This is a genomic window from Saccharibacillus endophyticus (assembly GCF_013185185.1).
Classification (GTDB): Bacteria; Bacillota; Bacilli; order Paenibacillales; family Paenibacillaceae; genus Saccharibacillus; species Saccharibacillus endophyticus.
Map to the genome: position 1 here is coordinate 834,541 of NZ_JAAZWE010000002.1, position 12,962 is coordinate 847,502.

General features: G+C 52.7%; 13 protein-coding genes. All 13 read right to left on the reverse strand.

Features of this window, described 5'->3' with window-relative positions; translation table 11 throughout:
- Window positions 1-4: 4 nt before the first annotated feature.
- The 13 genes from HRQ63_RS09605 to HRQ63_RS09665 all read right to left on the reverse strand — a co-directional run bounded on the left by HRQ63_RS09605 (window position 5) and on the right by HRQ63_RS09665 (window position 12,951).
- Entirely contained in the window at window positions 5-961 is a 957-nt protein-coding gene (locus HRQ63_RS09605) for an LLM class flavin-dependent oxidoreductase (RefSeq protein ID WP_216673879.1), read from the reverse strand.
- Between the two features lie 132 nt (window positions 962-1,093).
- Entirely contained in the window at window positions 1,094-2,500 is a 1,407-nt protein-coding gene (locus tag HRQ63_RS09610; protein ID WP_172242438.1) for a deoxyguanosinetriphosphate triphosphohydrolase family protein, read from the reverse strand.
- 388 nt (window positions 2,501-2,888) lie between these two features.
- Window positions 2,889-3,440, reverse strand: coding sequence for a hypothetical protein (locus HRQ63_RS09615; protein WP_229714121.1), 552 nt, complete (start codon window positions 3,438-3,440; stop codon window positions 2,889-2,891).
- Window positions 3,441-3,727: 287 nt separating this feature from the next.
- Window positions 3,728-4,711, reverse strand: a complete 984-nt coding sequence (locus HRQ63_RS09620) for a peptidoglycan recognition protein family protein (RefSeq protein WP_229714151.1) — start codon at window positions 4,709-4,711, stop codon at window positions 3,728-3,730.
- Window positions 4,712-4,782: 71 nt separating this feature from the next.
- Window positions 4,783-5,295, reverse strand: coding sequence for a phage holin family protein (locus tag HRQ63_RS09625; protein ID WP_172243459.1), 513 nt, complete (start codon window positions 5,293-5,295; stop codon window positions 4,783-4,785).
- 23 nt (window positions 5,296-5,318) lie between these two features.
- Window positions 5,319-6,743, reverse strand: a complete 1,425-nt coding sequence (locus tag HRQ63_RS09630) for a phage tail protein (RefSeq protein WP_172242444.1) — start codon at window positions 6,741-6,743, stop codon at window positions 5,319-5,321.
- Between the two features lie 133 nt (window positions 6,744-6,876).
- The gene (locus tag HRQ63_RS09635; protein WP_172242447.1) at window positions 6,877-7,494 is read right to left on the reverse strand and encodes a putative phage tail protein; all 618 of its coding nucleotides are present in this window, start codon (window positions 7,492-7,494) and stop codon (window positions 6,877-6,879) included.
- A complete protein-coding gene (locus HRQ63_RS09640) occupies window positions 7,487-8,626 on the reverse strand; it encodes a baseplate J/gp47 family protein (protein ID WP_172242450.1) in 1,140 nt (379 codons plus the stop codon). The genes HRQ63_RS09635 and HRQ63_RS09640 overlap by 8 nt, the downstream gene beginning before the upstream one ends.
- Window positions 8,619-9,086 carry a DUF2634 domain-containing protein gene (locus HRQ63_RS09645; RefSeq protein ID WP_172242453.1) on the reverse strand — a complete coding sequence of 156 codons (468 nt, stop codon included), beginning with the start codon at window positions 9,084-9,086 and terminating at the stop codon, window positions 8,619-8,621. The genes HRQ63_RS09640 and HRQ63_RS09645 overlap by 8 nt, the downstream gene beginning before the upstream one ends.
- Complete coding sequence (locus HRQ63_RS09650; protein ID WP_229714123.1) at window positions 9,079-9,447, reverse strand: hypothetical protein; 369 nt, start codon at window positions 9,445-9,447, stop codon at window positions 9,079-9,081. Before HRQ63_RS09650 ends, HRQ63_RS09645 begins: the two co-directional genes overlap by 8 nt.
- Window positions 9,440-10,426, reverse strand: coding sequence for an XkdQ/YqbQ family protein (locus HRQ63_RS09655; RefSeq protein ID WP_172242456.1), 987 nt, complete (start codon window positions 10,424-10,426; stop codon window positions 9,440-9,442). Before HRQ63_RS09655 ends, HRQ63_RS09650 begins: the two co-directional genes overlap by 8 nt.
- Window positions 10,423-11,049: a LysM peptidoglycan-binding domain-containing protein gene (locus tag HRQ63_RS09660; protein ID WP_229714124.1), complete on the reverse strand. Its 627-nt coding sequence runs from the start codon at window positions 11,047-11,049 to the stop codon at window positions 10,423-10,425. Before HRQ63_RS09660 ends, HRQ63_RS09655 begins: the two co-directional genes overlap by 4 nt.
- 48 nt (window positions 11,050-11,097) lie before the next feature.
- The gene (locus tag HRQ63_RS09665; RefSeq protein WP_172242459.1) at window positions 11,098-12,951 is read right to left on the reverse strand and encodes a hypothetical protein; all 1,854 of its coding nucleotides are present in this window, start codon (window positions 12,949-12,951) and stop codon (window positions 11,098-11,100) included.
- Window positions 12,952-12,962: the final 11 nt, after the last annotated feature.

Sequence of the window (12,962 nt, forward strand, 5' to 3'; positions counted from 1 at the left end):
GCGGTTATTTCGATGCTTCCAGACCTGCCGCCTCGGCGATCAAACGGAACGATTCCATTCGGGCTTCGTACCCGATCCCCGGGCAAACGACCATGATTTCGTCCGCTTCGTAGGTATCGCGAATATCCAGAAGACGTTCCCGCACGCGCTTCATGTCTCCCACGATCAACGACATGCGGTCATCGTTCCCTTTCAATTCCGACCGGCCGATCGGCGATTCCGGAAATTGGTCGCGGAAGCTTTCGGCCAGCGTCAATGCTTTGCTGTCGGTCGACGCGCAGATCACGTTTACCGCGACGATCACATGCGGCTTTTCGCGCTGCGCCGAAGGCTTGAACGCATCGCGATAGGTTCGCACGATCTCCGGCCCGTCGCTTGCGCTCATGAACTGTCCGAACGCGTAGTAGGAGCCGCAAGCGGCCGCCATATTCGCGCTTTTCGTATTGGTGCCCAGCATCCATAACTCGGGCGGCTGCTTCGGCTGCGGACGCGCCCGTACCGATTCGCCGTCGTAGCGATAGCTGCCGTCCATCAACTCGCAGAGCTGATGCACCTTATCCGGCATCTCCCCTACATGCGCCAGGAAGTTGCCGCTCAGCGCCATCGTCGTATGCGCGTCGCCGCCCGGCGCCCGGCCGATGCCGAGATCGATCCTCCCCGGATACAAGGCAGCCAGCAAATTGAAGCACTCGGCCACTTTGAGCGGGCTGTAATGCGGCAGCAGCACGGCACCGGCTCCGATCCGAATCCGGCTCGTGCGCGCTCCGATATGCGCCAACATTACTTCGGGCGCGGTACAAGCGAGCGAATCCATCCCGTGATGCTCGGACAGCCAATATCGGCCGTATCCCCACTCTTCCGCGCTGCTCGCCAGCCTTGCCGACTGGTTCAACGCTTCTTCGTCCGAGACTTGATCGAACCTTGGCGACATATCCAGGATTCCCAATGCCATTTTCGTCATGATGACTTACCCCTTCCCTGGCGCCCGGGTTTCCCCGATTCGCCGCGGTGCTTCCATCATTGTGATTCCTGCTTTTTGATTCCTGCTTCTTTTGACGTAAATTCCCTGTTTTTGTTGCGCGAAGCAAGGAAATCAATCGATATCGTAAATGGAACCGACTTTCAGTCCGTACAGTTCATTGTAAATTTTTTCCGCAAACATATCCGTCATACCCGCGATATAGTCGATCACCATGCGCTCCCACGTCCATACCGGCGTCTCTTGCTTCTGATCCCGTTCGAAACGGTGAATCCAGTCGCTCGGAATGATCGAAGTCGCCGTTTTCGGATCGACGAACGCGTCCCACAGCCTGCGGATGATCCACTCGCTGCGTTTTTGCAGACGCTGCACGCGCAGATCGCGGATCATGGTCACCCAAGCGAAACTTTTCAGCACGCTCACCGTCCGCAGCATATCGTCGTTTTCAGCGCCGTCTTTGACGAACGTGATTTTTTTCCAGTTGCCGTCGTCGATCACGCCCAGATTGCTGACGAAATGATTCACCCAATAAGCTTTAACCTCGCGCCGCGTCCGTGAAAAGTCCCGATCGCACACCGGCCATTTGGAATTCCACGCCTGCAGGTAATCGTCGAGCACCGCGCTGACCTTCATGCTGATCGCTTCGCGGTCAACGCCCTGCCATACCCGGTCTTCGAGCGTTTGAATCTTTTCGAGAATCAAGCGGTGCGTGCCTTCGTCGTGCATGAAATGCTCGTGGACCTCGATCTTGCCTGCCTTGATGCCGTCTTCCAGATCGTGCGCCGAATACGCGATGTCGTCGCACAGATCCATCAGTTGGGCTTCCAGCGTCGTTTTGCGTTCCGGGATCTGCCACTCTTTGCGAATGCCCGAAATGTAATTCCATTCGTTGCGGTACATGCCTTTTTTATTTTCAAGTCCGGAGAACGGGTATTTGTTGATGCCGAGCAGCACCGCGTCCGACAGGTTCAGCCCGTCGAGATTTTCCCGCTTCTCCAAAAACATCATTAACCTAAAATTGTGCGCGTTGCCCTCGAAATGTTCGTAGCGGTAGCGCATTTCGTTATGTTTTTCCCGTTTTTTGTCCGCATTTTCCTTTTTGCCCCGGAGTTCTTTGCGCGTGCGTTCTTCGATCAGCTTCTCCAAAATGTCGGCCAAGACTTCTTCGCCTTTGTGCCCGAACGGAGGATGGCCGAAGTCGTGGGCGATCGACGCGCATTCCACGACTTCCGGATCGAGCACCAGTCCCGGACTGTCTGCCCGTTCCAACGTGATTTCGGGATATTGGAAAACAAGATTTTTCGCTGCTTGACGCGCGATCTGCGCAACTTCGAGCGAGTGCGTGAGCCGCGTGCGGTAGTAATCTCCGGTGCCCGCGCCGAATACTTGCGACTTGCCCTGCAAGCGGCGGAACGTCGGGGAATGGATCAGCCTCGAATAGTCGCGCTCGAACGAAGAACGCGAAGCTTCGTGCTTGTCTTCGGCATGCTGCCGGTGTTCTCTTTTTTCCGTCAAACTCATATCGGTCCAGCCGCCCTCTCTGTCTCTTAAATCAGGTTGAATCAGTTGGAGTCGATTATACCTGTTTTCGCTATTCTGTAAAAGAGGGGAGGGGGAAAAGCAGGGGGCTGCGGGAGAAATTGCAAGCGTATGCTTCCGAAGTGCATTTCTTCGAAATGCTTCACGAGCCGCTGTCTCACCCGGGATTTGCAGTTAGAATGTACATTCCAACTGCAAATCCCGGGTTCAAAGGCGTCTCGAACTGAATTTCTCCCTCCGCTTGTTGCTTTTTTGTAGTAGAAAAATGAAGGAATGAGAGGGCGCTGTGCTTGAGGTTAGAATATCGGCTTCTTAGTTTTTGGGTTTACATTTGGCTGAGCATAACCTTACATTCTTGGGTTAAGGAAGACTACTCATTTTTTAGCAAATAGGTTCGTACGGAAGGGAGTAAGGTTACGATCAGGATTATGAGGCCAAGAGCTGTGTAACCGAGATGTACGATATGCACGGCGTTCATCATGTAGGTTTGTACGGTGATCCAGATGATTTGTCCGAAGCCGACGTATAGGGACAAAGCCCAGGCGGGATGCAGGTCGTTTCGGTAGGGATTGAGAGCTTGGGCGGCTTTCCAATCGGGGCGGCGCCAGATGGCGTAGGCGACGAGCAGCGGGAATAGGCCGAAGACGACTAGCAGTAAGATGCCGGGGATCAGGAAGCTTGGGAAAAAGGTGCGTTCCAACATGGAGACGGGCATGCCCATTGCTTCTCCGGTCGGGTCGAAGATCAGCATGGCTCCGCCGCCCAAGGCACCGAAGCCGAGGATTGCGTGTAAAAGGATGAGGAAGATCGCTGCGGCGGGGGTAGACTTTTGCTTGGATGATGCTTGACGAGTTCGGCTGGGGTTGGCTGCATGTATTGCGGATTGGGTCTTGCGGGAGCGTGCTTGATTCGAGTTTGTCATTATGGAAGCCACCTCTCTTATTCCTTTTCCTTCGCGTAGCGCGATCGTGGTGAGAGTATGCGGGAGTCAGAGTCCGCCGTTTGCTGTTGAGCATCGCATATTGGCAAAGGGATTTTCGTTGCTAGGTCCAGCTTAAAACATTCGACGGCCCTGCTGCACGGACAAGCGTCACACTGTAGTCGCTTGACCCAATTCATAGAATTTTGCACAAAACAAAAAACCTCGATACGCCTCCCGTCTGGATGGGAAGTCATATCGAGGTTTGAATGCGTGCGTTTGAATGATCATTACTGTTCAGGCAATCCGGCTGCACGCCGCAGGCGATTGGCGCGATCGTGAGCAGTATTCGCCGCTTGGGTATCGCCTGCGCTTTTCGCTCGATACCAAGCCGGAGACAGCCAACGAAAGACCAACTCTTGTACATTCGACTTGTGCAATTGGACGGCACTTGCGAGCTTCCGGCCTGCGTCGTCGATTCCGGCTGCGGAGCGCAGATTGACGGCCAGCCGATGGAAATGGTCCGCTTCCGGCTGCTGGTCGGCTGCCCGCGCAGATGCCCAAGCGGGGCGGACGTATTCGGCGATCAGCGCTAGGGCGATCTCAGTGGGAAGCGGGACAAAATCGGCAGGCTCATTCGGCGCGGGATCGGTAGGCAGAACAGGTTTGGGCGAGGTCGCGCTTCCTGTCGTTGGATTACCGCTTGCGTTTCCGCCGTTGAGAGTCTGTAGCTCAACTGTCACGTCTGCGATCAGGTCTTTGAGCGTGCGACCGCCCGACTTGAGCGCGTTATCGCAGTCGATTTTCCGGGCCGGATCGAGTTGCTTGTGACTCGGAATGAACAGACGCGGGTCTTTGTTCCACCTTTTGCAGCAGAAAGCCAAGTACCAGACGAAGCGTTTGTACGCTTCGTCAAAATTAATGCTGCCTCCGTAACATAGCTCTATGCCGAGCGCGGCATCATTGGCATCGTAGCCGAAGCGCTCGTTGTCGGTCGTCACGTTGTACAGCACATGCCAAGCCTTTTCGGCCGGGTCGGAAGCTGTGCCTGTCGGGATAATTTCAAGGATTTGTTTGTCGTCGATAAAGACATGCGCCGAGGCGGAACGGTCCGTGAGCGCGTTGAAATAGCGGTAGTGGTTATCCGCGCTCGCGCCGGGATTGCCGGTATCGTGGGCGACAAAAAAAGCCGGCACTCCGGTGATGAGCCGGAGGCCTGGCCTGGTGTTCGAGCGCTTGGCGATGTAGCGGCGCTGGATGGGGTATTTTTGCACGTTCAAGGAAAAGACTCCTTTCTTGTTCGTTGTGTTATCACGTTATAAAGTAATCGCGGAACGACTTGGTGCTAGGCAGTTCGGTTGCTATCCGGCGTCTCTGGCGAGTCATCCGATTCAGGATGTTCGCTTTCTTTTTCTAACTTGATTGGCTCGGGTTGTGCGTCCGGGGTCAACTGCGAGTTTTCTGCCGGATTCGACTTCGATTCAAAAATCTGAACGGCATTGCGTAAGAAGTCCGGCATCGGAACTCCGATCTTGCCCATGTTTTCAATGACCGAAAGCAGTTCGTTGGCCAGGTAGAAAAAAACGACGGCGTCCCGGAAGATGTGCAACTCTCCCAGTACGCCGTCGATCAGGTGCGCGATGGCAACGACCGCGAAGATCGCCACCTTGCGCATGATCCCGACAAACCCCGTTCGACTCCTCAGCTCCCCCCGCACCCACGCCGCCGCCCACCCCGTTGCCCAATCAATGCTGACCAGTACAAGCAGCAGTGCGATTAGCATATTCATCCCTCCTCTCAAAAAGCCGGCCGCCGCTCCGAGGAGTACGGCGGCGTATCTTGGTAATTGGTCGATCATGGATATTTTTGTATACATATTATTTATTGCCATGCTTCTACAACAATATTGTAAAGTTCAGAGATCCCACCTTGAACTTGGAAAGTAATAGAAGTAGACGTTGCTGAAAGAGCACTGCTGACGTAATACCATGATCCGTTAGATGCATTATTAACTGCGCTCCCTCTTACCGTATTAAACAAAACTTGTAAAGCTTCATTCCCAAAACTACTTGTTCCACTTATAACAACTATTCTGGGTACAAAAGCAAAATTAACTGTACGAGTACCCGAACCAGGATTCATCGTTCCGTAGTCACTTCTGGAATAAATACGTTTTGAGATGGTATTTATTCCTGCTACCAACTCTACATGCGTAGGGACGCCGTCGCCGTCTGCGTCTGCTACTGTTCCCCCTTTACCAGTGATTGCATTGCGAACGGCGAGTTTGCCATCACTGACAGATTTTTTTAGGTCTATACCTTGAACATAAATCGGAGCATCAAAATAATGCCCCCCCTCTGCATAATAAGTCAAATCCCCTTTACCAGTAGTACCATTCCCGTTATGGGCAATAATTCTAGCATCGTAATCAGTTTGCTGTGCTCCAGAATGAAAATCAATAAAAGCAGGTCCTTCTCCGGCTACGTCCATCCCCAGTTCAAGAGCTCGAACTTTTTTAACACTAGCTTGTACAATTCTTGCATCTACGTCATCATTCCAAGGGTGGGGCGATGGTCCATAATGAAGTGTGACTAAAGAAAAGGCCTTGAAAGAAGCTGCTACATTAGGAGCAACTCCTAAACGAATTCGAAGTCCACTCGTTCCTAATGGAGTTTTGATAGTCAGCGTTTTTCGATGATATCCACCTTTTCCAGTGGCATAAATATTGTTTATTGGAGTTCCACTTTGATCTACAACTTCCAAAAACATTTGATTTGATTCGGTTGCACCATTAAAATTTACTCCAACCGTATATTCCATGTTTTCGATTGCAGGAATCTGGTCCGATTCGAGCATACGCCAATTTGCACCCGAAGGTTCTGTAAATTGAAAGAAGGCCGGATTAATTCCTGCATCTATAGAAGCATACCATCCGCTTTCCCCTCCAACTTTTCTCCAACCAGCCAGTCCATATGCACCTGTGCTATTAGGCAGTAAATTAGCAGGTCGATCCCCTGCTATTTTCGTATCTGTAATCTCCTTCACCCGCCGCACCGCATCCGCCGTAGCCGCCTTCCCCTTACTCGTACTACTCGTCGTATCATCCAGTTGCACGATCCCTTTCTGCGTCGTCGATGCATCCGGAATCTCAGGTTCGATCTCGCCGATCTCGGTACGCATTTCCCCGATCGCCGTGTCCAGCTTGTCCCAGTTCTCGTTCAGCATCGTGTCGATATTAAAAGTCTGATCCGCGTCGGCAGCTTTGTCCGCTTTATACAGATCCACATTCGGTGTCTTCGAAGACATGCCTTTCCCTCCTTTAATGGTAAAGCTTTAGTATGTTGGCCGCTTAAGATGTCAGATTACGTTCCTCAAAAACCCGCTTGAACCGTGCGTGTTTCCGATGAACGCAACCCTTTGATTTGATGCGGTCAACGTGCTAGTTAAAAGCAAACTTGTCGAGCGTCGTCCGATCCAGTTGTCCCAGCGTCATCACGCCGTGCACATCGCGAATCAGCAAATAGCTGAACTCGTACTCCACAGCCAGATGCGCCGGTTTGATCGCTTCGATCGCAGCTTTGAGATCGTCCAGGTTCGGCGGCAAGCCGATCGTGTCGACGAAATGAATCGTGAATGCCCATTCTTCCGGCCGGAACGTCACGTCCACCGTGCCGCGTTCATACGCCGCTGCCACATTGCGCACCATTTTTCCGGAAAATACGCCTCCGCCGCGCAGTTTCGACTCCACGACGGAGCGTCGCTGCTCGATCGGCTTGACAGGATCGACCGCAATATCCAGCTCCCGCTCCCAGATATCCAAGCCCCATGTCGCCGTCCGCACGAAAAACTGATCCCGCGTTTCTTCCAGCGCCTGATGCAGCAGATCCATTTCCCGACCTTTTGTCTCGGCATCCGCGCGCATGATCCGGGAAGTCTCGTAATAATACGGCAGGTAAGAAAAGAGCTCCTGTCCTTTCTCCGAAAGGGGGAGCCCGTCGACATTCACAGCATGGAGCGTCGAGACGCCTTTGACCGTATCTTTTACCACTTCACTCATGCACCGTCACCGTCCCCAACACCGCCACCTGATGCTCTTCCATCTCGATATTCCGGTCGCTGGCGCCGCCTACGATTAGGTCAACGTAGTCGATCAGCGGCGGGATATCGAGTAGAATGGCGGCGATCCGAGTATAACGAACCAGCGGATCTTGAAAAGCCAACTGTTTCAGATACGCGGTCACGCCTTCCTCGATCTGCCTTTTCACGTCCGCTACGGAAGCTCCGCTAGCCAGCGTCGGCGTTACTTCGATATCGATCGCGACTTCTTCTGCAGGCATAACGGTCACGATCGGGCCGGCAGGAGCCGTACCTTCGCCTTGCCCGTCCTGCGTCGGATCGATAGAGTTCTGCACCGCAGAAACAATCGAAGGGCCGGCGGCGCGTTTTTCGTTGTCCAACAGATAAATCCCTACGGTGCCCGGGCCTTTCCAAAGCGGAACGACGCGACTCGCGCCGACGCCGGGAATCTCGCTCGCCCATTGTCTGTACTGCGCCTTGTTGCCGCTCGTACCCTGATTGCGAACTTTGGCGTAAAAGCGTTCGAGCAGCGAGGCATCCGATTCGATGTCCGTCCCGCCTGTCATCGCTGCCGTATTCGTTACTCCCGTCACGCCGGAAATCGAATCGGAGATCAGCGAGATCGCGCCGGGCGGAACGTTTCCGGATTTTCCGGCGATCACCGCACGTACGGCGACTGACGCCTTGCCCGTTTCTCGGATCGTGATCGCTGCGATCGTCTCGTATTCCTTCGATGCCTCGCCGATTTCTTCGTCCGAAGGCGATGAGACTGTGGTTCCGATCGGTACGATTTTCCCAGGCTCCCCGGTAAACGTGACGCTGCCTTCCGCAAAAGTCGCAGTCCGGCGCGTCACGCCATGCTCGGAAGCCCGCAGATCCAGCTCTTCCGAACGAAAGTTTTCATCCGTGCTGGCAACCGTGCTCGCAAATCCTCGCCGCAGCAGCTCCTGTGCCCATAACGCCGCTTCCGATAACATAAAAGCCGCCGGAGCCTGCGCATCCCACAAAAACGATCCTTCCGACTTATCGAGGTCATCCGGCAAACGATCCAACATCCGGCTTCGGATCGCCTCCTCCGTTTGTTCCTCCAAATAATAAGGAAACTCAGCCAAATCCAATCACCTCGCTTTCCAAAATTTCAACGTCCTCCTGTACACTGGTGATTTGGCAACTGAATGTGCACCCGTCTGCGATCCAGGCAAAAGAAAACTGATCCACCGATCCCGTTCGATCATCCGCAAGCAATGTTTCCGTCACCATGCGTTCGACTTCGCTTTCGATAACGGAACGCGGATGATCGCTACCGAGCAGGTCTTCCAGCTCGTTGCCGTAGTCGCGGGAATAAATCACATGCCGATAGCGCGGAGTACGGATCGCCTTTTCACACCACTCGACCCAGGCTTCTCTCGGATTCGCCGCCGCGATCCGTCCGCTTGGTGTCGTCACAAATTCACCGCGGTCGTAGTCGAACTTCCAACTCCGACCGAACGTGACCGCAGCGGAATCGGCTTCAACGTCCGTCTCTTCGTCTCCCCAGAAAAAACCTCCGTTATCCGGAAAAAGATTAGCCATCCGCGCCCACCACCTTGCACAATACGACGACATCGCTGCCGCCGTTCACCCGGATCGCCAGCACGCGGTCACCCGATTGAAATCCGTTGACTTGCAGCGTAACTTCGCCTCCCGCACCCGGACTGCCTAAGGAATCGTCGGCGTTCGGTACAGCAATTCCGCCGCTTTTTCCGGCTTCCATCGTGCCCGGCAGTTCCGCGATCATGTAATTCTGCATTTCATGCTTGAAATCATCCAGCTTCACGCCGGAGGCCGTCATCGTCCCCAGCACGCCGCCGAGACCGCTCGCCATTTGCTTGGTGTGCCCCTTCATCGCAGAACTCATCATGTCGGCGAATTGCCCATACGGATCTTTAGTCAAGATAAAACCTCCTTTTTACCGACGATTCGGTCGCCAGCTCCAACGTCATCGTACCCGGATTGCCGAGATCGTGACCGACCGACGTGACAAGCAGCTTCATTCCGCTCAGCTTCACGGCGTCGCCCGCCCGAATCGTATTGACGTCAGGGGCTGTTACGGTAAACGTCTCCTGGATTCCGGTCAGATAACTTTGCGCGAGCTTTTTGGCTGCTTTCGCCGTTTTGACCTGATCGTCGGAGACTACCTTTTGCAGCGTCCCGAGTTCTTTCGTTCCCTTTTCCTCGACAGTCAGGATTTTGGACGCAACTTCCTTCCCGTTCGAAGATTCGGCTGCGGCAAGCACTTTCACCTTGGTGACCGCGCCTTCCAGCGTACGCATCTGCGCGACGTCAATCAGGCGGTCCAGCTCATGCACGTGCGTATTGCTGCCCAGCTCGAACAGTTCCAATCCGCGGCTCGTCATCCGGGGATGATACATGGCGCCGCCCGACTTGGACGTTTCCTTTAGATCCGCGAACAACATGGAAAAAATCGTTTGCGACCGATATACGGCCTTCGCCAGTTTAGTTTTCGTGTCCGTCGGATTGCCGAGCGTGATCCCCCAGTCTTTGGCGTACTTTTGCAGGCGCTGCGTCGCAGTCTGGTCTTTGGGGAAAAGGTATTCGTCTTCGGACTTTTCCAGATAGATCATCCGGTCATACAGCGTCAGCGAAATACGTTTAGTGCCGCTGTTCGTGCTTTCCGCTTCCCAGATCACGCCGGGGTTGAGCAAAGGAAAAAGTTGTTCTTCTTTGCCGAAAGGAACGCCACTCACACGGATTGGCGTTCCCGGCGTGAAGTCGGGCAGCGTTTTCGCTGTCGATACGGCCAGTCGAACGCTCGCCTGATAAGCGATCTGGTCGAGCGCGTCGCGCATGCTGATACTTTCGACCATCGGCGTGATATCGGTGTTGCTGCCTACGATTACTTTGTAACTCATTTCGGCATCACCAACTTTTGTCCCGGCTTGATCAGGTTGGCGTCAGGACCGATCACTTTCACGTTTAGCGCATAAAGGGCTTTCCACTTGTTGGCGGAACCCAGTTCCAACTTGGCGATCTTGGACAACGAGTCTCCGCTTTTGACCGTGTACGTCTTGCCTGTCGGCTTAAGATCGGTTCGTTTAAGCGCTTTGACTCCGCCGGACTTGCTTTGCAGCTTGGCATCGCGCCACGTGCGGAACGTCAGATCGAAATAAATGTCCCCTGGCTCTCCGCCGCGGAACGAGCTGTTGTAGCTGATCAGATACACCGGCACGTTGATGCCCGTATGCGAGATGACCAAGCGAACCGGCTCGGCCGAAACGAGAAAACGATTAAGCACGTTGACCGCGACCATCGGATCGGGAATCTTGCGGAAACGGCAGTAAGACGGATCGTATTCTTTCGGGAAAAAAGAAGAAAAATTGATCTCCTTGATCTTGTCACCCTGCGCGAAATCGAATTCCCCATGCTGCAGCATGTTGACCGTCTCGTACCCTTTGGAACGAGAAAAATGAATTTCTTCGGGATTGACGGGAAAATGAAAATACTTTTTGTCGCCGTAAAACAGATAAATCTCCACGGCTGTCCTCCTTTCCGGGACCAAGGCTGTGCAGCCCGGTCCGCTTTCTTACGTCGCCATAGCTTGCGCAGGCCCGGCCGAACCTCCGCCTCCGCCGGACGGCTTGTAGTTTTGGAACGCTTGACGCACCTTCGCCACGATCGCCGCTCCGATCTTGCCTTCGATTTCGGCATAGTCGATCTCTTCGTGGATATCGAGTTGTACCGTTCCGGGCGAGATGTTGATCGAGATTTGGTTGGTGACTTCGGCTTTGGCGTCTTGGATCATGCCGGATAGAGTACCGATTTGACCTTCACTGAGTTGAACGTTCATTGTTTGGTCTATTGGTACTGCTGGATTCGTGCTAGATGGCATCGCTTGAATTGTTTTTACCGTTTGAGTAGCTTGTACCATCATCGGTGAAAAAGTTTGAGGCGCGTTTTGTTTACTCATTTGATGATTCAATATTGCGCCCGGGTTGTATGGTGAATTCATATCCATGATGTTGGGCTTATTTACTATCATTCCAGCATAAGGTTGAGGTGGAACAGGCTCCGTAACGGGAGGTACTGCCGGTTCGATAACTGGTTTTGTTTCTTCTTTTTTATCTCCCCATTTGAAAAATGATGCTACCGAATCGCCAAATTGAGAGACCGTATCCATTGCAGAATTGAAGCCATCTGTTACTTTTTGGCCTGCCTCTTCAAGCTTATTGAAGTTATTCTCTCCAATTAGTGAAGTGACTCCTTTTTTGATAGAGTCTTTGTGATCGTATAGAGCACCGCCTATCGTATTACCTGCCCATTCTCCTATTGCACCAGTGACAGGCCCAACAAACGGAATGGCAGATCCCATCATGCCGCCTACGGTTGCACCAATTGCTTGAGATCTTTCCTTACCTTCAGTAGCTTGAGCAATATTGGCGATATCTGCAACATATCCGATAGGCCCCAGCAATTTCTTCATTCCCATTTTCGCAAAAGATGGAAGCGCATCTTGAATCAAAGAAGACGAAGCTAATGAGCTGAAATCGCTCGCAAGCCCTCTAGCTCCACCAATGAATCCTAATCCTGCATCAGAAAACGAAACAAGTGATTTACCAAAATGTTCGCTTAAAAGAGCACCTTTTTTTACTTTCCCTTTGAACCCAGGACCAGCAGGGTCTTTCCAAGCTTTTACAAAGTCGTTTCCACTTTTAACTCCTTCGCCTACTCCTTTGAAGCCTGATCCTATCTTCTTGGTATTGCCGAGCCCGCTTTCGATACGGTCCCATATTCCTTTCTCTTTTTCGGGGGCGCTTTCTCCTCCGCTACTGGAAGCAAAACTTAAATTCCCTAAAGAGCTGGATAATCGATCAATAGCTATTGTGTTTGAAGATAGGGCGTTTGTAATCGCTTGAAAATCAGGCATTGTAACAGTGATTGTCTGCTCAGACACAACAGCAGTAGTAGATTGCGTATTTATAGGACTAGACTGTCGATTAGGGTTGTTACTATTTTCTTTTACATCATTCAAAGCCGGCGGTTCTTTTTTCTGAATAGGTTCTTTATTTTCAATAAGTTTCTTTGTTTTTTCTTGAATTACAGACGGGGGTTTTACTACCGGTGGCATCTTCGCCTCCGCCGCCACCTGCACTCGCTTCGACTTAACCTGCCCCAATTTCGCGATTAACCGATCAATATCCCCCGACGCCTTATCGTCCAGCGTTACCCGAGGCATCAACTTCAACCTCGACAGCTTCAGCGCCGTCCGATAAATCTGATCGAAATGCCGCGCCGTGAACTTCAATTCGTTATTCAGTTTGATAATATTCTGGTAGCGCGTTCTACCCAGTCGATCCGAAGCCCGCTGGATCTGGTCGAAATAACGCGCCGTGGCTTTGAGTTCACCGGCATTCATTGCGAACCCGTTAGGATCTGCCATCATTTCACCTC

Bases quoted from the DNA above. Each gene is read 5' to 3' on its own strand.
- HRQ63_RS09645 (WP_172242453.1), bottom strand. From the start codon at position 9,086: ATGGCTAATCTTTTTCCGGATAACGGAGGTTTTTTCTGGGGAGACGAA.
- HRQ63_RS09655 (WP_172242456.1), bottom strand. From the start codon at position 10,426: ATGAGTTACAAAGTAATCGTAGGCAGCAACACCGATATCACGCCGATG.
- HRQ63_RS09635 (WP_172242447.1), bottom strand. From the start codon at position 7,494: ATGAGTGAAGTGGTAAAAGATACGGTCAAAGGCGTCTCGACGCTCCAT.
- HRQ63_RS09605 (WP_216673879.1), bottom strand. From the start codon at position 961: ATGACGAAAATGGCATTGGGAATCCTGGATATGTCGCCAAGGTTCGAT.
- HRQ63_RS09625 (WP_172243459.1), bottom strand. From the start codon at position 5,295: ATGATCGACCAATTACCAAGATACGCCGCCGTACTCCTCGGAGCGGCG.
- HRQ63_RS09665 (WP_172242459.1), bottom strand. From the start codon at position 12,951: ATGGCAGATCCTAACGGGTTCGCAATGAATGCCGGTGAACTCAAAGCC.
- HRQ63_RS09615 (WP_229714121.1), bottom strand. From the start codon at position 3,440: ATGACAAACTCGAATCAAGCACGCTCCCGCAAGACCCAATCCGCAATA.
- HRQ63_RS09630 (WP_172242444.1), bottom strand. From the start codon at position 6,743: ATGTCTTCGAAGACACCGAATGTGGATCTGTATAAAGCGGACAAAGCT.
- HRQ63_RS09610 (WP_172242438.1), bottom strand. From the start codon at position 2,500: ATGAGTTTGACGGAAAAAAGAGAACACCGGCAGCATGCCGAAGACAAG.